Source organism: Myxococcales bacterium (assembly GCA_016716835.1).
Lineage (GTDB): Bacteria > Myxococcota_A > Polyangia > Haliangiales > Haliangiaceae > JADJUW01.
On record JADJUW010000001.1, the window covers coordinates 204,761 to 227,789 of the forward strand.

Genomic DNA, 23,029 nt, shown 5'->3' on the forward strand with positions numbered 1-23,029 from the left:
GTCTGCGCCGGAACGCCCGCGGCCTTTGGTTTGCAAATGGGGGGCGTTTTCCTTAGGCTATTTGAATGGCTCAACTCGGTCTGACCAACCCAGCGCCCGCGCGCGTGCCAGCGGCACTGCTGCTTGCGCTCGCCTGGCTGCTCTTGGTCCCGGCGCAGGCCGGCGCGGACGATGGCGCCAAGCGCCGCCCCACAGCCAAGGCCACCTCCACCAAAGTTCAAGCTAAGGCCAAGGCCAAGGCTAAGCCTAAGGCAGCCGGGAAGTCATCCAAGGCCAAACCGGCGGCCCGCGGCGGCAAAAAGGTTGCGGCGGCGAGCGGAAAAACCTCGCGCAAAAAGAAGGCGCGGCGTCCGCGCTTTGTCGGCCACAACGCCCCAGCGAGCACGCTGCGCACCGAACCGCTCGCCAAGCCCTCGGGTGAAATTTGGTTGTGGGCCGAAAACCTCAATGAAGAGCTAAAAGTTCAAATCTATCGCGAAGACGGCTCCCTCAATGATGAGGTGCTGGCGCAGCTTGATGACGTCTTTCGCTGCAAGCGCACCCACGATGTGCGCGCCGTCCGCCCTGAACTCTACGAAATGCTCTCGCGCATTTACGATCAGTTTGGCCAGCAACGCCTGATTCTCGTCAGCGGCTACCGCGCCACCGAACGCGCGGGCAGCCGGCATCATCATGCCTCGGCGATGGATTTGCGCGTACCCGGCGTTTCGATCAAAGAGGTCTACGCCTATGCCCAATCGCTCGATACCGGGGGCATGGGCATCGGCATCTATCCCAACAGCGGCTTTGTCCACGTCGACTTTCGCGCGCCCGCATCGCCAAGCTATCGCTGGACCGACTACTCCCCACCAGGTGGCGGCAAGGTCACCAAAAAAGGCCGCCGTCCGGCGACCAAGAGCAACAAAGCCACGAAGCGCCGGCCAAACGTTTAGACAGAAACGCATTGAGTGGGGATCTTGCGGTGTACGGCTTCGCGAGCCTCGTTACAGCCAGACGGCTGCGCCTCGGCATCGCTGCAGGCGTGCACCGCAATCTCCTCCACCCACTGCGTTCTGTTCTCCGCCATTTTAGGATTTAGATTGTACGTATCTGGTTAACGTCCGAGTTTACGTCCAGGTCGCCCAAATGTCGGGCGCAAACCCAAGCGTCGCCTGCGCGCCGTTGCGCACGATCGGCGTCTTGCACAGGAGTGGATCGTCGAGCAACAGGCTCTCAAGGCGCGCCGCCGAGGGCGAGCCATGCGCCAGGCCCTTGTCGAGATAGCGGCGGCTGGTGGTGTCGAGCATCGCCTGGACGCCACCGACGCGCGCGGCGACGCTGCGCAGCTCGCCGGGCGCGAGGCCCTTGCTCGCCAAGTCGACGGCGTGAAACTTGATGCCACGTTCCTTAAACCAACGCTCGGCCTTGCGCGTGTCGGGGCATTTTTTGGTGCCAAAGACTTGGATGTTCACGAGTGGTCCCCTTTTAACTGAGGCATGCACATAACCTGAAATTCATAATTTAAGATCCAAAATGGCGAAGAACAGAACGCAGTGGGTGGAGGAGATTGCGGTGCGCGCCTGCAGCGATGCCGAGGCGCAGCCGTCTGGCTGTAACGAGGCTCGCGAAGCCGTACACCGGTCGATTATTGTCTCCGGCCCCACTCAATGCGTTTCTGTTTGGCGCAATTAGTGGCGCAGGCGCTGCGGATCGTAGGCCGCCGCCCGGTGGGGGACGCGGGCCGGCGCCATCACTTTTTGCGCGTTGGCGAAGTCGATCACCGGCGGGGTGCCGAGCCAGGTCGACAAGCTAGCCATAAGCGTCGCACGATCCTCGGGGGCCATCTCAAACAGGCCCGCGCCGTGGTTGCCGCGCGCAACCTCATACTTCTGCACCGCGGTCCGTGTCGGCGCGGCGATGGCGCCGGCGGTCCATGGGTCGAACTCGCCGTAGATAAACGCAATATCGGTGGCCTCGTCGGCGACCCACGCGAGCGTGTCAATCACGGCGCTATTGTCGTAGGGCAGGTCGACGTCTTTGGGCGCATACGTTTGCGACGTATCAGTTCCTGGATAGCGCAAGAGGTCGGCAATCAGCGACTCAGGCGGCAGGTAGTCGCCGAGTTGGGTCGCGGCCTGGTAGTAATAGGCCGCGTAGTCCTCGATCGTCGCGTCGCTTACCAAATAGTCGATGCCGACGACGACGTCGAGATAATCGAGGATTTCTTCGTCGCTTGCCGTTTCGTCCGGAATCGTCTCGCAGTTATAGTCTTCATAGTCGGGGCCGATATATTGCCAAAACGCCCAAGGCGCCTCGATGATGAGGTGTTCAAACGCCACGTCGGCGCTGCCGAGGTGAGCATACGTGCCTCCCATCAACGGCACGATGTCGTCGCGACGCGTCAGTGCCAGCCGCTGAAACTCGACCCACGACGCGCGACAGGCCGCCTGCTCGTCGCCGCCAACTTGATTCAGAAACGCCTCGTAGCGGGGATCCGCGAGTTGCGGCGTAAACGGCGCGACGTAGGCCAGCGTGCCGTCGAAGTCGCACGGGCTGAGCTTGCGATGAAAGGTCGCGGTCTTGCCGCCCTTGCTGCCCCCTGTGTTTATCCAGCCGCCCGGGAACATGAAGCGAAGCGCACGCACCCAACGGTGTTCGTCGAGCGCCTGTTGCCGAATTGTCAGCTTGCTCCAGTCGCGTGGGCTTGGCGTTGACGGCCCAAAAAATCGATGCTCGATCTCAATTTGGTTGGTGCCAAAGATCAGCGCCGGTTCGCTGAGATAGCCGCCGAGATGGTAGCCGCTGGTGTAGAACACCATGGGCGCCTCCGCGCCCGCGACATACAGGACGGCGTGCTGGGTAAACGTACCTACCGACAAATCGGCGTGGTCTATCGGTTGCTCGAGCGTAAGATCAAAACGCTGCCGCGGCGTCGGGCCGCCCGTATCGCCGGCTTCGTTGCGCGTGGCGGTGAGGCCGGGCACGCAAGCGAGCTGGCCCTCGATATCCGTGGCGTCGCAACTTGGCGCGGTGACCTCGCAGCTAGTGACCGTCTGGTTGTCGTCCGGCGCGGCGTCGTCACCGCCACAGGCGGTCGCGGCCAGCGCGCCCAGCAAAACCGCTGCGAGGAGGTGAGCGCGTGGTCGCGGCGGCCGCGTTCGTGTGGTCGCGGTCGGCGAAGTTTGCAGATTCATGCCCCGAGCTTACGACAGCGCCGCGGCTTTTGAGACCAATAAATTTCGGGCCGCGGGGCGTACCCCGCGGCGGGCGCAAAAAAATATGGAACCGCGCGGAGGGCGCGTTGTCAGGGTAAGGGAAGAGCGAGGCGTTGCGAACAACGGCGTGGCTGGTGCAGTAGCCAGGGCGACGTGTGGCGCATCACGTCGCAACGCAGAATTGCGAGCTGTCCGTGCGTCGAAGTGCGACGCGCGGCGCGGCCGCCCCTACCGGAGGTCCGTCATGTCAAATGTTCAATACGCCAGCAATGTCCAACCTACAGAACCCCCCACCATCGAGGTAAGCGCGGCGCTTGGCTCGTCGGTGCTAACCGTGAAGCATCTGACCCATCCGCAGCTTGCCGATGGCGGTGGCCGGGCGCGGGCGTATGCCGCCTTGGCTGCGATCTCGTTAATCGCCGCCGTGGCAGCGTTTGTCATTGCGGTGCGCGGCGCGGCATACAACGCCGCTGGGGCCGACGAATGGGTGAACAAGCTTGGGCGGCCCGCCTATGCCTTTCGCCCACATATGGTGGGGCGGCAGGCCGACGCGATTGCGTTGCTCGGGCTGCTCGGCGGCCTCGGGTTTGCCATCGCGGCCTTGGCGGCTCGACGTCGTGATCGACAATCTCCGGTTTTTACCATCGGCAGCGCGCCGGGCGTCGAGCTAGCGACGACCGCAGCACCGGCCACATCATTTTGCCTCGTGGCACCGCGCGGCGATGAGTTTGTCTTTTCGGTCGCGCCCGGCATGACCGGCGATGTGGTGTCGCGCGGCGTGGTGACACCGTTTGCCGACGAGGTGCGTGACATCGTCATCCCGCGCGATGGCTACATCGCGGCGAAGCTGGGCACCATTACCTATCGCGCAACCGCCGTGGTCCGGCCACAGGCGCAACCCGTGGCGTGGCTGGCCTCGCTCGATACCTCGTTTCTTGCTTATGCGGGCGTGACGTTCTTTGCCTGCTTTGGCCTGCTCGGGTTGCTCTATCAGATCGCGCCGCCCGGCGAGGGTATCGATGCCGACATGGGGCTTGACGATGCGGGGCTGCTGTCGGCGCGCGCCGACGCCAAGGAAGACGTCAAGCTAGACGATGCTGACGTGCCGCAGCCAAGCGACGTGGCAGACGCAGGTGGCTCGGGCGCGGCGATGGCGCTGGCGTCGGGGCAGATGGGCAGCAAGACCTCAGACCGCAGCGAGGGACGCTACAAGATGGCCAAGACCAGCGAGGAGCAGATGATCGCGCGGCAGGCGAGTGAAGCCGCGGCCTCTGGTGGTGCGATCGGCCAAGCCTTCGCCGCCAGCGGCGGCGCGGTGTTCGCGTCGTTGACGGGTAGCGGCGACGCTACGTCTGGGCTTGATGACATCGACATTCAGGGCGGCTTGCATGGCACCGTTCCTGGCGAAATGCGCGGCGGCTTTGGCTTTGGCCCCAACGGCTTTGAGCCAGGTGGCGGCGGCAATCGCTGGGGCACGGTGGGCCTTGACGATAACGGACGCATTGGCCACAACAAAGGCACGGGCAGCGAATACACCGTCGGCCCAGGTGGAGGCGGTAGTCGGCGCCGCGCCTCTGTGGCTCCCGAACCCTCGCTCGGCACGCCCGAGGTCAGCGGCGAACTCGACCAAGCGACCATCCGTCGCTACGTCAAACGCAACATGGAAAAAATCCGTTCGTGCTATGAGCGCCAGTTGCTCGCCGACCCAACGCTGCAGGGCACCGTCGTGGTGCAGTTCTTCATCGGCCCCACCGGCTCGGTGACCTCAGCGACGGCGCGCGGCCTGCACGGAAATGTCTCAACCTGCCTGGCCGAGGTGGTGAGCCACATCTCGTTTCCGCGGCCCGGCGGCGGCGCCGGGGTGCACGTGAAATCGTATCCGTTTGAGTTTCGCCCAAGCGGTAGCTAACGGCGGCAATAAAGACGTCGACGCATGACGGGCTAGCCGTTCTTCTTGCGAAGCACCATGAAGATTAGGCCAACGACGAGGCCGATCGCCGCGCCGCGCAGGCTGCCGTTAAAGACGCTATCCCAAAAACCGCCGGCGCTTTTGGCTTCGGCCTTGAGCGAGGCGGGCGTTGGTGAGTTGGCGGCCACGAGCGCCTCTGCCCCAATTCTTTGCGGTATCGCTGGCCCACGCGCCCTCCTCGACGTCGCCGGGCATCGACCTTACGTAGAGGTGAATCATCCGCGCGCGCACCAGCACCGTCGCCGCCCCGACATCCTCGCGTTGACCATTGCCCGTGTGGTGCATGTGCAGCACAAAATAGCGTTCGCCTTCGTGAAGCAGGTTTGAGACGCCACCCAGGGCGCCGGCGCGACCCTGCTCGGCAAATTCCTTGTTCGCGATGCCGTCAAGGCCGCCCTTCTTCACCATGGCGATGGCCTCGCGAAACGCGGCCCGCGTGCCGGTCTGCCAGACATGCTTGCGCGGCACTTGCACGTCGAGATAGCGCATGCGGGCGGGCGGGTTGCCTGCCTCTAGCTTCTCAAGGAGTCCACGTGCGACAAAAATAGCGACCGTGCGATTGTTGCTGCCTGGCGGATCGACGAGGCCCATCTTCGCCCGCATCCCCTCACTGAGCAGCTCAAACCCGTCTAGCAAGGGCACCGTAATGGCCTCGCCGTGCGCGTCAATGACGAGGTCCTCGGCGTGCGCGAGCCGTGGCATCGCGAGCAACAGCCCGATACACCCAACAAATCCCAACACCCGCCCTATGTTTCCCATGGCGCAAGTATCGCCAATGAGGGTGCGGGGAGGCAATGCGCCTCTGGCCAATTGTCGCCGCCTAGCGCAAACTATTCAAAGTTGCACGAGAAGTTAAAGGCGTGCACGTAGTGGTCTTCCGTGCTGAGGCCGAGATTGGCGTCGATGCTCAGCGGTTCTTCGCAGAACGCGCGGGCATCGTCGCCAGCGGTCGGCACGTCAAAGCAGATGATGCCTCCCACCTCGGCGTCATAATAGTCCTTCTCATAGAGCGTAACGTAAATGTCTTCGTCGTTGAGATCGACCTTGAACCAGTAACGGCCGACATAGGCCTCGACGTAGCTGCTTTCGCCCGACGTCTCGGATTTGAGCACAATGAGGGTTTGCGAGTCGGGTCCCGGTTCGCTCGAGGTGCTGGCATCGTCATTGAGCACGGGCACGCCGGCCACGCGCGTCATGGTGCAAACTACTTTCGGCGCGGGCGTCAGCACGCGCACGACCGTGCGCGTGGCCTCTTGATGAGTGGCCAGGTCTTCTAGGTCGCTGTACCACCGGCTATAGGCGAGGATTTTGCTGCCCTTTTTGATCACGAAATAGAATTGGCCGTTGAGCGCCGTTTGCACGGCGTAGGCGTCCTCGGCGACGCCTGCTTCGAACAACTTATCAATCGCCTTCTCGGCTGACGTCTTGCTGGAAAAGTCCCCGGAACGCAGGATGACATCGCCGTAGCCGTCGATCAGCTGCCAATAGTAACGCCCATCGAGGCCTTTAAACGTCACCGCGCGCGGCAGCATGGAGGGCACGATATCGGGCGTCTCTACGTAAGCCAGGATCGCGGCGGCGGTTTTCATGCCGCGCTTGGCATTTGATTTCGTGCTGTATTGTTCGCTCGTGCCGATAATTTTGTAATTGCCGGCGCGGAGATTGAAGTACCAGTCGCCATTGGCGGCTTGCAAGAGCACATACCTTTCGAGGTTGGTCCCGTTAGCCTTGACCGAGGCGACGCCATTGGTCGCGCCCGCGAGGGTTTGATAATTTTCCGAGCGGAGCACCACCTCGCCATTGTTCGCGCGGACATTGAAGCGATAGGCGCCGGTGGCCGTGGTCACGATTTGGATGCTCGGCACGCCCTTGCTCAGGTCGTCGTAGCTGTCGCTTCCATCGCCCGTGCCGCCCAGGCATCCGGCAAGGGCGGAGGCGCTAGTTAGGAGAAGAATGAGGAATGAAATGTGGGGGAGCTTGATTCGCGGTTGCATGTCAGCCGCCTCTGCATTTTGCGTGCCACGGTGTCCGCAATAGAGGTGCCTTGACGTTGGCAGCGCGACGCACCTTGCGATCATTAGGCATGCCCGATGTGACCCGCGCTCATTGCCGTCGCGTGTTTGATTCTTCAACGACGGACTTGAATGACCTGCGCCGACGACAAACGCGGCAAAGGGATACTTAAGGCGCCATGACGACGGCCAATTAAGTTGTCATGCGGCCTGGGCGTCGGCCAACAATTCTTGCGCATGCGCTTTGGCCTTTGCGGTCGCGCTGCCGCCGAGCATGCGCGCGAGTTCATCTCGCCGCGCGGCCGCCGAGAGCCTGCGCACCGTGGTTTCGGTTTTGCCGCTGCCGTGGTGTTTCTCGACTAAATAATGGTGATCCGCAAACGCCGCCAGTTGCGCTAGGTGCGTCACGCAAAGCACTTGGCGCGCCTGCGAGACTTGCCTTATCTGCCGGCCAATCGCCACGGCGGTGCTGCCGCCGACCCCGGTATCGACCTCGTCAAAGACATAGGTCGCGACGCGGTCGGCGCGGCGCAGGCACATCTTGAGCGCGAGCATGATCCGCGACAGCTCACCACCCGAGGCAACCTTTGACAAGGGCTTGGCCTCAAGGCCCTTGTTGGCGGCGAGCATGAGCTCGATGCGGTCGATGCCCGTGGCACCCAGCGCGCATTCGCTGCGCTGCACCAGCAATTGCGCAGCGCCCATGCCGAGTTCCGCCAGCGCTTTGTGCACCGCGCGGCTTAGCTTGGTCGCTGCGGCGATGCGTGCGCTTGACACCTCGCGCGCCATGGCGAGCACCTGCGGCTCGAGCGCGCCGCACCGCGCTTCTAGCTCAGCGATGCGCCCGTCGCGCCCTGCAAGCTCGGCCAATTCGGCCGTCATGCGCTCATGCGCCGCCATCACCTCGGCAAGATCTCCGCCGTGCTTGCGGCACAGCTTGCGCAACAGCTCCATCCTCGCCATCACCTCGGCGAGGCGATCGGGATTGGCCTCGAGGCGCCCATCATAGCGTGCCAGCGCCGCCGCCGCCTCGTCGGTTAGCACCTTGGCTTCGCGCACCAAGCCAATAAGCTCGGCCAGCTCATCATCGAAACGCGCGGCTCGCTCTAACTCGCGAATCGCGGCGCCCAGGCCGTCAGCCGCGTTGGCTTCGCCGTCGCTGATAGCTGCCAAGGCCGCGCCGACGCCGCGCTGCAAGTGCTCCACCGCGGTCAGCCGAACCCGCTCCGCTTCAAGCTGCTCAAGTTCGCCGGGCTGAGGCGCAGCCGCCGCGACTTCGCCGCACATAAATTCTAAGTACTCGGCGCGCGCGATGCGATCGGCCTGCTGCGTTTGTAGCAGCGCGAGCTCATGGCGGGCGTCGGCGAGGCTTTGATACGCCCCGTGCAGTCGCTCGACTTGTGGCGTCAGCCCTGCATAGCCGTCGAGGATGGCGCGGTGTTTATCGGGCACAATGAGGCCCTGATGTTCGTGCTGACCCGAGAGGTCGATGAGCATGCCGCCCAGCTCGCCAAGGACGGCCGCGGTGGCCAACGCCCCGTTGATATAGGTGCGGCTGCGACCGCCGCGCGCCACCACGCGGCGAATCAAGAGTTCGCCGCAGCGCCCGTTGCCACCTCCTTGCGTTGCTGCGCCGCCCTCAAGATCGAGCGGCAAGCCGCTGCGCTGCAAGATCTCCGCGGCAGCGTTTGCTAAATCATCCGGCACGGCGATCACGGCCTCGACGACCGCCTCGGCGCAACCTGTGCGCGGCATGTCGCCGTTCGCGCGTCCACCGCGCAGCAAGTTCACCGCCTCGACGATGAGCGACTTGCCCGCACCGGTCTCGCCGGTGAGCACGTTAAAGCCCTCGCCAAACTCAATCGATACATCAGAAATCAACGCAAAATTTGTAACGCGTAATTGTTGCAGCATGCAGCTCTCCCCGGGGGCGTCAGGCGCCCCCATTTGACCGATCTTAGATGTCGTCGCCGCGTCAACGCGGCCGTCCCAGCGCTTGTTACTTCGTTGTCGACCGCATCCCCCAATGCAGCTTTTCTCGAAGAATGTCGAAATGGTTCTTAAACGGCGATAGCAATTGAAACGGCGTCGCGGCGCGCGTGATCTCAACGGTGTCGCCAGCTAAGAATGACTGCGCCCACTGGCCATCAACCGTGAGCAACACGCCGCGATGGCTTTGCGGCAAGGTCAGCCTAAGCACCGACGTCGCGGCAAACACCAACGGGCGGTTGGTCAAGGCATGCGAACAAATCGGCGTCATCACCATGGCGTCCTGGCCGGGTAAAACGATGGGGCCGCCCGCGGCCATATTGTAGGCGGTCGAACCGGTCGGCGTTGCGACGATAAGCCCATCGGCTCGGTACGCCGAAACAAACGCATCGTCGATGGCGGCGGACAGATCGACCAAGCGCGCCATCGCGCCTTGGTGGATCACCGCGTCGTTGAGCGCAAACTTAACCAAGGGGTCGCTATTTGGCCGCACCAGCGACACCCGCAACCTCATGCGCGATTGCACCGCGAGCTTGCCTTCGACCGCGGCGGTAATCCCGGCCTTGGCCTCGGACACCAAAAAACCGGTGAGAAAGCCAAGTTGGCCCATATTCACGCCGAGCACAGGCTTGCTTCGCGCAGCGTCGGTATCGTCAGTAACCAGGCGGCACGCGCGAAGCATGGTGCCGTCGCCGCCGAGGACCACGGCAAAATCAATCGCCGCCGCGAATTGTTCGTCTGGCACGACCTCTACCGGCGGCAGCCCTGGCAAGGCCGCGTGATCGTCTGCGCACAGCACCGGCGTGTGGCCGGCTGCCGTCAGCCAAGTCACGAGTTCCGCCAGCAGCGCGGCGGCGTCGGTCTTATCTGGCTTTAACGTAAACCCAATTCTCACGACGGCTCCTATCTGAACGCTTGTTTAGCACTTGGCTCTGACAATTGGAAGTATTTGGCTCGCCAAGGTAGGGCGGCAAGCGTGGGCGCCGCAATCGCGGAGGCATATATAAGGTGGGGGGCGGAGCCGGCCTGGGAGGCTTGACACGTGCATTGGGCTGCTGTAGACGATCACGCTCCAAGGCGGCTGCTCCCTGTCGTAGGGACCGCTTGGTCATTAAGGTACGTCATGAAGGCAACACAAAAGAGCTTTTGGCTCACCAAAGAAGATGGCGAAGCCCAGCGGGGTTGGTTTATCGCCGACGTCGACGGCAAGATTTTAGGCCGCGTCGCCAGCGAAATCGCCAAGGTCTTGCGCGGCAAGCACAAGGCCACGTTCTCGCCGAATGTCGATATGGGCGATTTTGTCGTGGTGGTTAACGCCGCGAAAATTGTGCTCACCGGCAATAAGACCGACGACAAGGTTTATCACCACCACACGCTGTATCCAGGCGGTCTCAAGACCAAGCTGGCCAAGCACGTCATCGCCGATGACCCCGAGCGCGTAATTCGCGACGCGGTCTGGGGCATGCTGCCAAAAGGCCCGCTTGGCCGTCGCATCATCAAGAAATTGAAGATCTATCCTGGCGCGACGCACGAGCACACCGCCCAGCAACCGCGAACCCTTGAATTTAAGGCATAGGACATTTCATGGCGACTATTACGTATTCAACCGGACGCCGCAAAACGGCGATTGCGCGCGTTTTTATCAAGCCTGGCAAAGGCGGCTTTACGATCAATAAGCGCACCGACGAGGACTATTTCCCTCGCGCGACGGGCCGCATGATCATTCGCCAAGCCTTTGAAGAAGTCGATCTGCTCGGCCAGTACGACGTCATCGCGACGGTGTCTGGTGGCGGCCTGCAGGCTCAAGCCGGCGCGGTTCGCCATGGCATCACGCGCGCCCTGATGAAGGTCGACGCAGGCCTACGCCCCAAGCTCAAGGCGGCGGGGTATGTCACGCGCGATCCTCGTAAGAAAGAGCGCAAGAAGTACGGACAGGCAGCGGCCCGCGCTCGCTTCCAATTTTCAAAGCGGTAACCTGCGGGTCTTTGACGCCCATTTCGGCGTACGGCTTCGCGAGCCTCGTTACAGCCCGACGGCTGCGCCTCGGCCTCGCTGCAGGCGTGCGCCGAACTGAGCGCAAAATCCCTCGCAGGTTAGAGCGCGCGCACTGCTTGTCGAGCTTCGGTGTGCGGCGAAGATTCGCCACCAATTTGGGGTTGAGTTGGAATAGTCTGCGCGAGTGAGCGACAAGATTCGTGCGGCGATTGTGGGGGCGTCTGGGTATACCGGCGTCGAGTTGATGCGGCTATTGGCGCATCATCCGCATGTGGCGGTGACGTGCTTGGCGGCGGGGCGGAGCGCGGGCAAGCAGATCGATGAGATCTATCCGCATCTGCGTTATTTGGTGAATGAGGGGCGGCTGCCAGGTGAGGTGGTCGCGTTTGATGCAGCGGCGTTGGCGGCAGTGGCTGATGTTGTGTTTTTGGCGTTGCCGCATGGCGAGGCGGTCGCGGCGAGTGTTGAGCTGGTTGCGCGCGGCGTGGTGGTGATTGATTTGTCGGCAGACTTTCGCTTGCAAGACGCTGGAAACCGCGCGCGGTGGTACGGCGCAAGCGATGCTGACGATCCGGGAGGCAAGATCGCGGCGCTGCGCCAGCAGGCGGTCTATGGCTTGCCCGAGCGTTTTCGCGAACGCCTGAAGAAAGCGCAGCTGATCGCCAACCCTGGTTGCTATCCCACCGCGACGATTTTGGCGGCGGCGCCCCTGTTGGCGGCGGGCCTCTGCACTGCGGCCACGGTGATCGTCGATGCCAAGAGCGGCACGACGGGCGCGGGGCGCACCCCGGCGCAAGGCGGCATGTTTTCCGAGGTGGGCGAGGGCATTCGCGCCTATAAAATCGCCGGCGCGCATCGCCACACGCCAGAAATCGAAGAGCAGCTCGGGCTGGCGGCGGGTGCTGAGTTGGCGGTGCTGTTTACGCCGCATTTGGTGCCAATGGCGCGCGGGATTTTTTCCTGCGTTTATCTAACGGCTGCGCCCGGCGTGACCGCAGCATCGGCCCACAAGGCGTTGGCCGATGCCTATGCGGCCGAGCCCTTTGTCGACGTGCTTGCCCTCGGCGAGGTGCCCGATACCTCGCACGTACGCGGCAGCAACCGCGCGGCGGTCGCGGTGGCCCACGACGTGCGCACCGGGCAGCTGCTTGCGCTTGGCGCTATCGATAATTTGATCAAGGGCGCCTCGGGGCAGGCGGTGCAATGCATGAACATTCGCTTTGGGCTGCCCGAGGTCGCGGGTCTGGGCCACGTGGCACTGTTTCCATAGTTTTCGCGGGGCAATTTGCATACACTGCGCTCCGTGCGGCGGCGTAGCAGTCTGATGACCAAGCTCTTGCTTGCCGTAGTGCTGCCGACGGTTGCGCTATTTGTGGTGTTCGCGTGGGTTGCGCTTGCGGCGACGCGCGTCGAGCTGGATGCTGAGCTCGGCAGCCGCCTGGTTGCCATCGCGAGCAGCGCCGCGACGCAGGTGCGCGGCAAGTACTTGATCGAAAGCAGCGGCGATGACGACCGTGGCTACGTCAACGCTCGGCGCAAGCTGCGCGCCATTTTTGAGTCGACGGGGGCGCGCCTCGTGGTGTTTGACCGCGACTATGTGAGCAAGGTCGACACCGAGGCCGATGCGCCGGGGCTGCGCTATTATCGCGGCGCGCTCGATGAGTTTGAGATCGCCAAGGTGTGGGAAACGGGGGCGCCGATTGCCTCGGTGAGCTTCGTAGGGGGCGATGGGCAATTTTATAAGGCGGGCTACGCGGCGGTGGCGGCTTCAGAGACCGAGCCGCAGATGGTGCTGGTCGTGGCCGCGGTGGCGCCCGCGACGTATTTCGCGCGGCTTGGGAACTTACGTCGTCAGCTGATGGTTTGGGGCGGCTTGTTGGTGGTGCTGATGTCGACGGTCATAGTGGTGATCGCGACGTTGGTGACGCGGCCGGTGCGCGCGCTTGCCGAAGCCGCCAGCGACATGGGGCAGGGCAATTTTTCGACGCCAATTTCCACGCGGTCGCGCGATGAGGTGGGATCCCTTGCCGAGTCGATGGAGTCGATGCGGCAAAAGCTGGCGGCGCGCGACGAGCACATGCAGCGCATGCTCGCCGGCATTGCGCATGAGGTGCGCAATCCGCTGGCGGGCATGGAGTTGTTTACGGGGCTTTTGCGTGAGGAGCTGCCGGCGGACGCGGTCAGCCGCGGCTACGCCGATCGAATTTCGCGCGAGATTGGGCACCTCGGTCGGGTCGTCGGCGATTTTCTCGACTACGCCAAGCCGCAGGTGTTGCAGCGCGAGCGCGTTGTGGTGGCGGCGCTGCTGCGCGATATCGCCGGGGTCGTCAAGGCCTCGCCTGGCGTGGCGATTGCGATCGACGTCGAGGACGAGGCGCTGGCGTTGATAGCGGATCCGCATAGCCTGCGCCGCGCGGTGCTTAACTTGGCGCAAAATGCTGCCCACTATGCCGTGGCGGTAGCGGGTGAACCCGCCGCGGTGATCCTCGTCGCGCGCGCCGAGGGCGATGAGGTCCAAATTTCGGTCAGCAACACGGGCGGGCCGATCGCGCCGGACGTTGCGGCGCGCCTCTTTGAGCCCTTCTTTACGACGCGCGAAAAGGGCACTGGGCTCGGCCTGGCGCTGGTGCGCGACGCCGCGCAGGCGCACCGCGGAGAGGTTAGCGTGACCAGCGACGAGCGCCGCACGACATTTTGTTTGGCGTTGCCAAAGGGAGACATCGCATGAGCCAAATTTTAGTGGTTGACGACAACGAAGCGGTGCGCGAAGGCGTCGCCGCGGCAATTCGCAAGATGGGGCATCACGTCGACGTCGCGGCCAGCGGCGCGGCGGGGTTGCAGCTTGCGAAGGCGAAGCGCTTTGATTTTGTCATTACCGATCTCAAGATGGATCAGCTCGATGGCGTGGCCGTGCTGCGCGAGATGGCCGTGCTCGATGCCGACGTGCCGGTCATGATCATGACCGGCTTTGGCACGGTGGAGGCCGCGGTCGAGGCGATGAAGCACGGTGCGTTTGATTTCATCACCAAGCCGTTTTCACCAGATGTCGTGAGGCTCAAGACCGAGCGGGCGCTGGAGCTGGTGGCTAGCCGTCGCGAGCGGCAGCGCCTCGTCGCGCACAACGACTATCTCAAGGCCGCGGTGCGCGCGCCAACGGGGCTCGTGGGCGAGAGTGCGGGCATGCAGGCGGTGCAGGCCGCCATCGCCAAGGTGGCGCCGACCGACGCGACGGTGTTCATCCACGGCGAGCGGCACCGGCAAGGAGATGGTGGCGCAGGCGATTCACGATCAATCGCTGCGAAGCGCCGGGCCGTTTATTCGCGTCAACTGTGGGGCGCTGACCGAATCGCTGCTTGAATCAGAGTTGTTTGGCCACGAGCGAGGCGCGTTTACCGGCGCGGTCAAGCAAAAACTTGGTCGCTTTGAGCTCGCCCACAATGGCACCATTTTTCTCGATGAGATCGCTGAGGTATCGCCGGCGATGCAGGTCAAGCTCTTGCGCGTGTTGCAGGAGCGCACCCTCGATCGGGTTGGCGGCGAGAAGCCGGTTAGCGTCAACGTGCGCGTGCTTTCGGCGACGAATAAGGACCTAGAGCGCGAGGTCGCCGAGGGCCGCTTTCGGCAAGATTTGTTTTTTCGCCTGCACGTGATAACGGTGGCCTTGCCGCCCTTGCGCGAACGCGGCGCCGATATTGGGATGCTTGCTCGGCATTTTGTAGGTGCCCTGGCGCCAAAAATTAACCCCAAGGTGTCGGGGATTTCCACGGCAACTATCGAGCGCTTAGCGCGGCATGCGTGGCCGGGCAACGTGCGCGAGCTGGCCAACATCATCGAGCAGGCGCTGGTATTTGCCGAGGGCGATACGATCTTGCCCGAGGCTTTACCCATGGCGCTGGGCAGCGACGTTACCGGCGCCTCGGTGATGATCGCATCCGAGACCAAGGCCTTGCCCGAGGTGCTCGAGGATTTGGAGCGGCAGCTGATTTTGCGGGCGTATGAAAAAGCCGGCAAGGTAAAAACCGACACCGCCAAGGCCCTCGGCATCAAGACCAGCGCGCTGTATTACAAGCTTGAAAAATACGGGATTGAGTAGCGGCTTGACCGCCGCGGCCTGCACTCAGGAAAATGAGGAGGGAGGACTCGGCATCAGTTTTCTGTGGTGTGGATCGCATGAATGGCGCGACCTGGCCAGGTAACTATCTGTAATCACTCGGGTCAATCGTGTCCCCGGCGGAAGGGGGCCGCTTTGTGCTTGGCACGGATTCTGATAGGTTGTGCAGTAGTGCGTTTCGGGTCAGTCAAAGCAAGCAACGAAGGGGGCCTACGCTCGGCCCTGGGCTTTGCCATAGTGGCCCTGCGCCTGCGCCTGCGGCTGCCGCTGCCGCTGCCGCTAGCGGTGCTGCTGATGCTAGGCCTTGGCACCCTCGGTGCGACGCCAGGCCACGCACAGACTTCGGGTCCCGCCCGGTCTCAAGCGGTAGCCGCGGACGCCGCCGCGGCGAAAACGAAGTTTGATGCGATTGCCGCCGAGCTTGCGCGCGACCGCCGAAAGGTCGCGGCGCTGGAGCAAGCCTATGCCAAGCAAACCGCCGAGGTCGAGCGCCTCAAGAAACAACGCGCGTCATGGCGGCGCGATCGCGAATTGGATAAGGCCTTGGCTGGATCGCTCGAAGCCGCCAAGACGTTGGAGGTCGCGCAGCGCGCCGCGGTGGCAACCGGGCGTCGGCTCGAGGCGCAGCGCTTGGTGGCGCAGGCCGCAATCGCGCGCGAGTTGCCCACGGCCGCGAGCACCAAGCTAGTTACCCTGAAGGCGTGGCAAGCCGCCATCACGCCGCCCGCGCCGCGGCGAAGAATTGTCCTGCCGGATTTATCGCTCGATCCGTATGCCGACCCCGAAGACCTGCTGCAACAGGCCGCGGAGATTCGCCAGACCGAGCAGGCGTTATCGCGCGAGATTGCGAAGCTTGAAAGACAGGCGTCGCGCTGGGAGGACATAGCGGCCTTGCGCGAGACGCAGCAGCGTTCCGGCGAGTTGGCGAGCGCGCAAACCACCGATGCGCGGCGCATCGCCGGCACGTCGCGTGGTAACGCGGAGCCTGCGACCGAGCCGCCGCCGTCGGGAGGCCCGCCGCCTCCCGCACCGCAAGACGACCTACCCAGCCCCAATCCGCAAGAAGGATTTGCCGACGATGCCGGCGGCGTGGTCTCCATCGCGGTCGCGCTTGGCGGCGTGCTCGATGGCGAGACGCGGCGGGCGCTCGAGGCCTCTGAGTCGTCGCGCGATCCGCGCACGCGCGCGAAAGCCGCCACGGCCGCGAAGCGCGCCGCCACCGCAAAACTCGAAACGATGCGGCGCCAGCGCGCCCTCATCGAACAACGCGCGACGCAAAACCGATGAAGCGACCACGACGCGTAATGGGTATGATCGCGGTTGGCTGGCTCGTGGCCACGGCTTCGCCAGGCGACGCTGATGTCGTGCGGCTCGACGTTGCCACCGAGCTCGACAGCAACGTCCACCGCGTCGATGGCCAGGAAGACGCCCGGCCGGGGATGCTGACCAGGGTAACCGCCGCGGGGCGTGGGCAACGCGCCTGGGACGAGCTAGGCGCCTGGGGCAATGCGCGCCTCGGCCTGCGGCGCGCACTCGACGCCGAGCTTGGCGATGAGAATGCCGCGACGGTTGGCGGCGAGGCGGGCGCCAGCGTGCAGGCAACCGAAAACGTGCGGTGGGTGCTGCGCGGCAGCGGTCTCGTCTATGCGGGCACGGCGAGCACCAGCGCGGTGCGCGACGTAGCGATGGGCTCGGGCGACGCGGCGTTGCTGGTTGGGGATGCCTCAGGACATCGCGCGTGGGCGCGAGTAGGGCTGGTTGGCGTCGTGCTACCCGACGTGATCGACAGCAGCTATCGCGGCTCGGCCTTTGAGACGGGATGGTCGTGGTCAAAGGACGATGAAGACGACGTTTCGCAATGGCAGGCCAGCGTATCGTACGAGCGCGAGCTGCGTACTTTTGAGGGCGTTGGCCTCATCGAAGGCTGCGCCGGCGGAGCCGCCGCGGCGTGCGCCACCGCCACCACGGAGCCGCGTCGCGACGACGTGCACACGCTTGCCGCCACGATGCAGCGCTCCAGCGCGTAATCTGGGGCCTTGGCTATAGCCTCTCGCACCAACGCTCCACGCTCGAGCGGCTGTCGTCGTGGCGCCACAGCGCCCATGCGTCGGTGACCGGGCGCGTCGCTGGCAAGTTGTATGCGACCGCGCGCCTGCGGCTGCAGTACGACCGCTATCCAGATGGCAACGCCTTGTATGAATCCACCGAGCAGGTGACGGAAGGCAACTTGCTCGAAAGCGATCAGCGAAATGAGGGCATGTTGCTGCTCGCCTATCGCGCCTCGCGCGCGCTCTCGGTCGAGGGCTTAGTCTATGTCTGGCGCGATGGCTTTGGGGTTGGCGACCGGCAATACCAGCGCCTGCTGGCCTCGGTTGGTATTGGCTACGCCTTTGGTGCGGATAAATAGCGCGGGCGCGTGGACCGGCGCCGCGCCGTTTCGTGTTAGATGCTGGGCATGGCGACGTTCATGATTCCTGCCTTTGTTCGCACCGCAACCGCGACATGCCTGCTTGCCGCGGCGCTGCTTGGCTGCAATCGCCCCGACGAAGCGATGTGCCGAGAGACCTGTCGCCATTACGGCAAGCTGGCGTATTGGGACAAGGCCAATGTGGAAATTGACGCGGCCGAGCCCGCTGCACGAGACGCCCTGCGCGCCGAGAAGCAAAAAGATTTCGAGACCCGCCTAGAGGCCGGCCTCACCCAATGCGTCATGGCCTGCAAAAGCTCCAATAGCGAGCCGCAGTCCAAATGTATCCTGGAAGCCCAGACCATGGCCGCCGCGAAAAAATGTCGGTAGTGGTCGCCCTTGCCACTTAGCCGTCGTGTTTTTTTCGTCGCGGGCGATAGACGCCGCCATGCGCCACGCACGTGGCGAGGTAAAGCCCCATGACGCGTTGAACAATAGGGTATCGTGTGGCATGCGCCGATACCTACCGATTGTTGCCCTAGTCGCTGCCATAGGTGCCTGCCGCGCCCCAAGTCGGCAGACAACGGGTTCCCCCAAAACGCAATCTGGCGCCGCATTGCTCAGTTCGGTCTGTGCTGGGCCCGAGTATCGCCAGTTCGATTTCTGGATCGGCGAATGGGATTTGCGGATTAGAACGCGCAAGGCCCTCGGCAGCGCCGAATGGGACGAAGCGGCCGGCACGCAGCGGGTCGAGACGATCTTATCAGGGTGCGCCATCGCCGAGCACTTTCGCGGCGATGGACCAGGCGCGCCGTGGGCGGGCGAAAGTTACTCCGCGTGGCAACCGACACTGCACAAGTGGCGACAGACGTGGGTCGACGACCAGGGCGGTTTTCTCGCGTTCGTGGGCGGCGTCGATGAGGGTGTGATGACCCTACGTGGAGAACCAACGACGACACCCAAAGGGGCAACGATCCATATGCGGATGGTGTTCTTGGACGTGACGCCGTCTGCGCTTCGCTGGGAGTGGCAGCGGAGCGTCGATGACGGCGCGAGCTGGGATGCCCAAATGATCATTCATTACCGTCGACGAACACCAACACCGCCATAGCCGTGGTGCTCAACGACGAGGCGCAACGACCTCGAACGGGCCCGCGCGCTTCAATTTTGTCAAATCCTTCAGGCATACAGGGCTTGGACTTGGCGCGCCTTTCCCCTGGAGTCCAAACGATGGTCGCCTTCAAGTTCTAATTTGGTAGCACTGGTCCGCGAAAGGCGCCAACCTTTGAACGCAGGTGTTAGGTCCTCAACACTGCGGGCAGAATACGCCGTCGAAATCTGTATTGCGCATCATCCATGCCGCTCCTGCAAAGAAGCTACCTGGCATGCTCAAGCCGCACAAAAGAAGATACAGCGGCAGCCTTCTGCGAAAATGCGCAATGCCCACGTAGACTGCCAGCACGCTGGCCAGACCAATAGGAACCGCCGCATGCACGCCATCGAGCCTTGCGCCAATGATGTGCCACATGCACAGCCACGTGCCCGCAACGCCAATGCCCATCGCCGCCATCGCCACGCGAATCGTTTCTGTCATGTGGCTAACCTATGCAAACCAAATGCCACTCGCAATTGCTGCACCGGCCAGCTAGCGGCCAAAAAAAAGCGCCCCAAAAGGGGCGCAATGCCAGACGTGGCTAGCGAAGCTGGTTTGTTCTGCGGCAAGGCAGGCGAACCCGAGGACGAGGGAGTGTAGGTGCGCCGACCGGGCAATTTTGATAGCACCAGCTTGTCCTAAGGGACGATGCCGGCGTTGCTCGTCGGTCGTTTGGACCCACCAAACTCCACTCCTCGCGCCTTGGCCTCGCCCCTTAGTCCGGCGCTGGATGCCATCAAAATCACCCGGCCGGCGCACTCGTACTCGACCGAGGTCCGAGCGGTGAGCCTAACGCCGCCGCAGGACAAATCCAGCGAGCGGCCTGATTAGAAGCCCATGCCGCCCATGCCGCCCATACCACCCATACCACCGCCGTCGCCGGCTGGCGCCGCGGATTCCTTCTTAGGTTTCTCGGCGATCATGGCTTCGGTGGTCAGCAGCATGGAGGCAACCGACGCGGCGTTGGTGAGCGCGGTGCGCACAACCTTGGCTGGATCGATAACGCCTTGCGCGATGAGGTCGCCGTACTCAAGCGTCGCGGCGTTGAAGCCAAACGAGTCTTTGCCCGAGCGGACCTTGTCGATGACGATCGAGCCGTCGACGCCTGAGTTGGCGGCAATCTGACGCATCGGCTCTTCGACCGCGCGCTCGACGATGCGGACGCCAAAGGCTTGGTCGCCGGTGAGCTTGAGATCTTTGAGCGACGCTTGCGCGCGAATGAGCGCGACGCCGCCGCCAGGGACGATGCCTTCTTCGACGGCCGCACGCGTGGCGTACATAGCGTCTTCGACGCGCGCCTTCTTTTCCTTCATTTCGACTTCGGTCGCCGCGCCGACGCGGATGACCGCAACGCCGCCCACCAACTTGGCGAGGCGCTCTTGCAGTTTTTCCTTGTCGTAGTCGCTGGTGGTGTCTTCGATTTGCTTGCGGATGGTCTTCACGCGCGCTTCGATCGAGGCCTTTTCACCGGCGCCGTCGACGATGATGCAGTTGTCCTTGCTGACCGTGATGCGCTTGGCGGTGCCAAGATCGGCCAGGGTGACGTTTTCGAGCTTGAGGCCGAGGTCTTCGGTGATGGCCTTGCCGCCGGTGAGGGTGGCGATGTCATTGAGCATTTCCTTGCGGCGGTCGCCAAAGCCTGGGGCCTTGACCGCGCAGATGTTGAGCGTGCCGCGCAGCTTGTTGACCACCAGGGTGGCCAGGGCTTCGCCGTCGATGTCTTCGGCGATGATGAGCAACGGGCGACCCGCCTTGGCGACTTGCTCGAGGACCGGCAGCAGGTCCTTCATGTTGGAGATTTTCTTTTCGTTCGTCAGCACGAACGCGTTGGTGAGGACGGCCTCCATGCGCTCGGTGTCGGTGACGAAGTACGGCGAGAGAAAGCCGCGGTCAAACTGCATGCCCTCGACGACGTCGAGTTCGCTGTGCAGGGTCTTGGCTTCTTCGACGGTGATGACGCCTTCCTTGCCGACTTTTTCCATGGCGTCGGCGATCATCTTGCCGATGTGCTCGTCGCCGTTGGCCGAGATGGTGCCAACTTGCGCGATTTCCTTGGCGTTGTTGGTTGGCTTGGCCATCGCCTTAATCGCGCCAATGATTTTTTCGACGGCCTGGTCGATGCCGCGCTTGATGTCCATAGGATTGGCGCCAGCGGCGACCATCTTGGAGCCTTCGCGGTAGATCGATTGCGCGAGCACGGTGGCGGTGGTGGTGCCGTCGCCGGCGTTGTCGCCGGTCTTGCTGGCAACTTCTTTAACCATCTGCGCGCCCATGTTTTCGAACTTGTTCTCGAGTTCGATTTCCTTGGCGACCGTGACGCCGTCTTTGGTGACCGTTGGGGCGCCCCAGGATTTTTCGATCACGACGTTGCGGCCACGGGGGCCGAGGGTGACTTTGACCGCGTTGGCGAGGGTGTCGACGCCGTGCGCGATGCGGGCGCGGGCCTTATCGTCAAAAATGATTTCTTTTGCGCTCATGATAATTTTGCTTTCTTAAGTTCTTGGAAATTGCGAATAGGCGTGCCGTTTAGGCTTCGATGACGCCGAGGATTTCGTCTTCAGAAATGATGAGATGGTCTTGGCCGTCGACTTTGATTTCGGTGCCGGCGTATTTGCCAAATAGAATGCTGTCGCCAACTTTAACGTCGAGCTTGATCAGCGTGCCGTCGTCGAGGCGCTTGCCGGCGCCAACCGCGACAACCTTGCCTTCGAGCGGGCGCTCTTTGGCCGAATCTGGAATGATGATGCCGCCCTTAGTCTTCTCGGCTTCGGCAACGCGGGTGATGAGGATGCGATCTTTGAGTGGCTTAACTTTCATGGTCTATTTCTCCTGCATTTCTAGAGGTCGCCTCGTGTAACTATTTAAAACCAATTGGTTTTTGTCTAGCACTCAAGGCAGGTGTTTGCTAGCACGCGCACTGTAAGCTCGCCTAGCCAATTCGCAAGGGGGGCGGTGATTTTCTTGGGATCTTGCCGTCGCAGGCAGGCGCCTCGCGCCGCGACGAATCGCCGCATCATTTTGTGCGTCGAGGCATCTCTAACTCTTTAGGATAGTTAAGGAAATGGCGAAGGCGGCGACGGCGTGGAATCTCGATGCGGCGGACTATCCCGCGTCCGGCCCGCTACGCGCCCAGCTTGAGTTTTTGCTTCGCTACGCCATCTTGGCGCCTTCGACGCACAACACCCAGCCGTGGCAGTTTGACCTGCGGGCCGATGGCATCGACATCTATATAGATGAGTCGCGGCGCCTGGGCGTGATCGACCCGCAGGGCCGGCAGCGCGTGATGAGCTGCGCCGCGGCGTTGCACAACCTTCGAGTGGCGGCGCGGGCCTTTGGCCACAAGCTGGCGATCGAGATCCTGCCCGAGGCTGCGGCGGAGCCGATGTTGCTGGCGCGGGTGAGGGTGGTCGGTACCAGGCGCACCCTTGCCAGCGATCGCGCGCTGCGCGACGCCATTGTCACCCGCCGCACCAATCGCCAGCCGTATCTGGCCAAGCCGGTGAGCTTTGTCATCGCCGATGAGCTGGCGGCGATCGCGGAAAAGGAGGGCGCGTGGATGCTGCGGCTGCATCCCAAGGCCAAGGCGCCGCTCGCCGAAATCATCACCGCGGCCGACCGCGCGCAATTTGCCGACAAAGAATTTCGCAGCGAGCTGGCGCAGTGGCTGGTGCCGGCCGGCAGCACGCGGCGCGATGGCATTCCGTTTGCCAAGAAAGAATACGGCAACAAGATGCCGTTTGGGGTGTCGCTCTTGGTGCGCACGTTTGATCTAGGCGGCAACGTTGCGGCCAAGGAGGCTGCGCTGGCGCAGGGCTCGCCGATGCTGATCGTGATCGGCACCGACGGCGATGCGCCGCGCGATTGGGTGAGCGCCGGCCTTGCCATGCAGGCCTTGTGGCTGGCGGGCGTCACGCACGGCCTTTCGGCTTCGTATCTCAATCAGGCGCTCGAGGTGCCGGCCTTGCGCGCGCAGGTCGAGTCGCTGATCGGCAACCGCGGGAGGCCGCAGCTCGTCATGCGCTTGGGCTTTGGCCCCGAGGTCGCGGTCGCGACGCCGCGGCGGCCGCTGAAATCGGTCGTGCTCGGCGGCTAGTGTAATTTTCCGCGTTGCACGCGCATGGTTACATAAGCGCGGGGCAACACTGTTCGTTAGCCGTCAAAGTCTCGAGTTTTGCAGCGAGTTGGCCTCCTTTCACCGA

The 23,029-nt window shown here is 63.2% G+C and carries 21 protein-coding genes and 1 pseudogene; 13 read left to right on the forward strand and 9 right to left on the reverse strand.

Features of this window, described 5'->3' with window-relative positions; translation table 11 throughout:
- Positions 1 to 65: 65 nt before the first annotated feature.
- A complete protein-coding gene (locus tag IPL79_00845; protein MBK9069548.1) occupies positions 66 to 932 on the forward strand; it encodes a YcbK family protein in 867 nt (288 codons plus the stop codon).
- A 174-nt stretch (positions 933 to 1,106) separates the two neighbouring features.
- Here the strand turns inward: IPL79_00845 and IPL79_00850 are convergent, their stop codons facing one another.
- Complete coding sequence (locus tag IPL79_00850; protein MBK9069549.1) at positions 1,107 to 1,451, reverse strand: ArsC family transcriptional regulator; 345 nt, start codon at positions 1,449 to 1,451, stop codon at positions 1,107 to 1,109.
- Positions 1,452 to 1,667: 216 nt separating this feature from the next.
- The gene (locus IPL79_00855; GenBank protein ID MBK9069550.1) at positions 1,668 to 3,173 is read right to left on the reverse strand and encodes a hypothetical protein; all 1,506 of its coding nucleotides are present in this window, start codon (positions 3,171 to 3,173) and stop codon (positions 1,668 to 1,670) included.
- A 265-nt stretch (positions 3,174 to 3,438) separates the two neighbouring features.
- On the opposite strand from IPL79_00855, the gene IPL79_00860 reads away from it, so the two are divergent.
- Entirely contained in the window at positions 3,439 to 5,103 is a 1,665-nt protein-coding gene (locus IPL79_00860; GenBank protein ID MBK9069551.1) for an AgmX/PglI C-terminal domain-containing protein, read from the forward strand.
- 117 nt (positions 5,104 to 5,220) lie between these two features.
- Here the strand turns inward: IPL79_00860 and IPL79_00865 are convergent, their stop codons facing one another.
- The 4 genes from IPL79_00865 to IPL79_00880 all read right to left on the reverse strand — a co-directional run bounded on the left by IPL79_00865 (position 5,221) and on the right by IPL79_00880 (position 10,059).
- Positions 5,221 to 5,922 (reverse strand): hypothetical protein, encoded by a 702-nt coding sequence (locus tag IPL79_00865; protein ID MBK9069552.1) that lies wholly within the window; start codon positions 5,920 to 5,922, stop codon positions 5,221 to 5,223.
- A 71-nt stretch (positions 5,923 to 5,993) separates the two neighbouring features.
- Complete coding sequence (locus IPL79_00870) at positions 5,994 to 7,157, reverse strand: YegP family protein (protein ID MBK9069553.1); 1,164 nt, start codon at positions 7,155 to 7,157, stop codon at positions 5,994 to 5,996.
- Between the two features lie 219 nt (positions 7,158 to 7,376).
- Positions 7,377 to 9,089: a DNA repair protein RecN gene (gene recN, locus IPL79_00875; protein MBK9069554.1), complete on the reverse strand. Its 1,713-nt coding sequence runs from the start codon at positions 9,087 to 9,089 to the stop codon at positions 7,377 to 7,379.
- A gap of 85 nt (positions 9,090 to 9,174) precedes the next feature.
- A complete protein-coding gene (locus tag IPL79_00880) occupies positions 9,175 to 10,059 on the reverse strand; it encodes an NAD(+)/NADH kinase (GenBank protein ID MBK9069555.1) in 885 nt (294 codons plus the stop codon).
- A gap of 228 nt (positions 10,060 to 10,287) precedes the next feature.
- Between IPL79_00880 and rplM the strand changes: the two genes are divergently transcribed.
- The 10 genes and pseudogenes from rplM to IPL79_00930 all read left to right on the forward strand — a co-directional run bounded on the left by rplM (position 10,288) and on the right by IPL79_00930 (position 18,788).
- A complete protein-coding gene (gene rplM / locus IPL79_00885) occupies positions 10,288 to 10,740 on the forward strand; it encodes a 50S ribosomal protein L13 (protein ID MBK9069556.1) in 453 nt (150 codons plus the stop codon).
- Between the two features lie 8 nt (positions 10,741 to 10,748).
- Entirely contained in the window at positions 10,749 to 11,138 is a 390-nt protein-coding gene (rpsI, locus tag IPL79_00890; GenBank protein MBK9069557.1) for a 30S ribosomal protein S9, read from the forward strand.
- 205 nt (positions 11,139 to 11,343) lie between these two features.
- Entirely contained in the window at positions 11,344 to 12,429 is a 1,086-nt protein-coding gene (locus IPL79_00895) for an N-acetyl-gamma-glutamyl-phosphate reductase (protein ID MBK9069558.1), read from the forward strand.
- Between the two features lie 54 nt (positions 12,430 to 12,483).
- The gene (locus IPL79_00900; protein MBK9069559.1) at positions 12,484 to 13,887 is read left to right on the forward strand and encodes a HAMP domain-containing histidine kinase; all 1,404 of its coding nucleotides are present in this window, start codon (positions 12,484 to 12,486) and stop codon (positions 13,885 to 13,887) included.
- A pseudogene (locus tag IPL79_00905) lies at positions 13,884 to 15,252 on the forward strand (sigma-54-dependent Fis family transcriptional regulator). The gene IPL79_00900 and the pseudogene IPL79_00905 overlap by 4 nt, the downstream one beginning before the upstream one ends.
- 189 nt (positions 15,253 to 15,441) lie before the next feature.
- Positions 15,442 to 16,557 (forward strand): hypothetical protein, encoded by a 1,116-nt coding sequence (locus tag IPL79_00910; protein ID MBK9069560.1) that lies wholly within the window; start codon positions 15,442 to 15,444, stop codon positions 16,555 to 16,557.
- Positions 16,554 to 17,297, forward strand: coding sequence for a hypothetical protein (locus tag IPL79_00915; protein ID MBK9069561.1), 744 nt, complete (start codon positions 16,554 to 16,556; stop codon positions 17,295 to 17,297). The genes IPL79_00910 and IPL79_00915 overlap by 4 nt, the downstream gene beginning before the upstream one ends.
- 83 nt (positions 17,298 to 17,380) lie before the next feature.
- Complete coding sequence (locus IPL79_00920; protein MBK9069562.1) at positions 17,381 to 17,677, forward strand: hypothetical protein; 297 nt, start codon at positions 17,381 to 17,383, stop codon at positions 17,675 to 17,677.
- Between the two features lie 48 nt (positions 17,678 to 17,725).
- Complete coding sequence (locus tag IPL79_00925; GenBank protein ID MBK9069563.1) at positions 17,726 to 18,067, forward strand: hypothetical protein; 342 nt, start codon at positions 17,726 to 17,728, stop codon at positions 18,065 to 18,067.
- 226 nt (positions 18,068 to 18,293) lie between these two features.
- Positions 18,294 to 18,788, forward strand: coding sequence for a DUF1579 family protein (locus IPL79_00930; protein MBK9069564.1), 495 nt, complete (start codon positions 18,294 to 18,296; stop codon positions 18,786 to 18,788).
- Between the two features lie 195 nt (positions 18,789 to 18,983).
- Here the strand turns inward: IPL79_00930 and IPL79_00935 are convergent, their stop codons facing one another.
- From IPL79_00935 to groES, 3 genes are all read right to left on the reverse strand, one after another.
- Positions 18,984 to 19,271 (reverse strand): hypothetical protein, encoded by a 288-nt coding sequence (locus IPL79_00935; protein MBK9069565.1) that lies wholly within the window; start codon positions 19,269 to 19,271, stop codon positions 18,984 to 18,986.
- A 386-nt stretch (positions 19,272 to 19,657) separates the two neighbouring features.
- Complete coding sequence (groL, locus tag IPL79_00940) at positions 19,658 to 21,307, reverse strand: chaperonin GroEL (protein MBK9069566.1); 1,650 nt, start codon at positions 21,305 to 21,307, stop codon at positions 19,658 to 19,660.
- Positions 21,308 to 21,356: 49 nt separating this feature from the next.
- Positions 21,357 to 21,647 carry a co-chaperone GroES gene (gene groES / locus IPL79_00945; protein ID MBK9069567.1) on the reverse strand — a complete coding sequence of 97 codons (291 nt, stop codon included), beginning with the start codon at positions 21,645 to 21,647 and terminating at the stop codon, positions 21,357 to 21,359.
- Positions 21,648 to 21,891: 244 nt separating this feature from the next.
- Between groES and IPL79_00950 the strand changes: the two genes are divergently transcribed.
- Positions 21,892 to 22,923: a nitroreductase family protein gene (locus IPL79_00950; GenBank protein MBK9069568.1), complete on the forward strand. Its 1,032-nt coding sequence runs from the start codon at positions 21,892 to 21,894 to the stop codon at positions 22,921 to 22,923.
- The last annotated feature ends 106 nt before the right edge of the window (positions 22,924 to 23,029 follow it).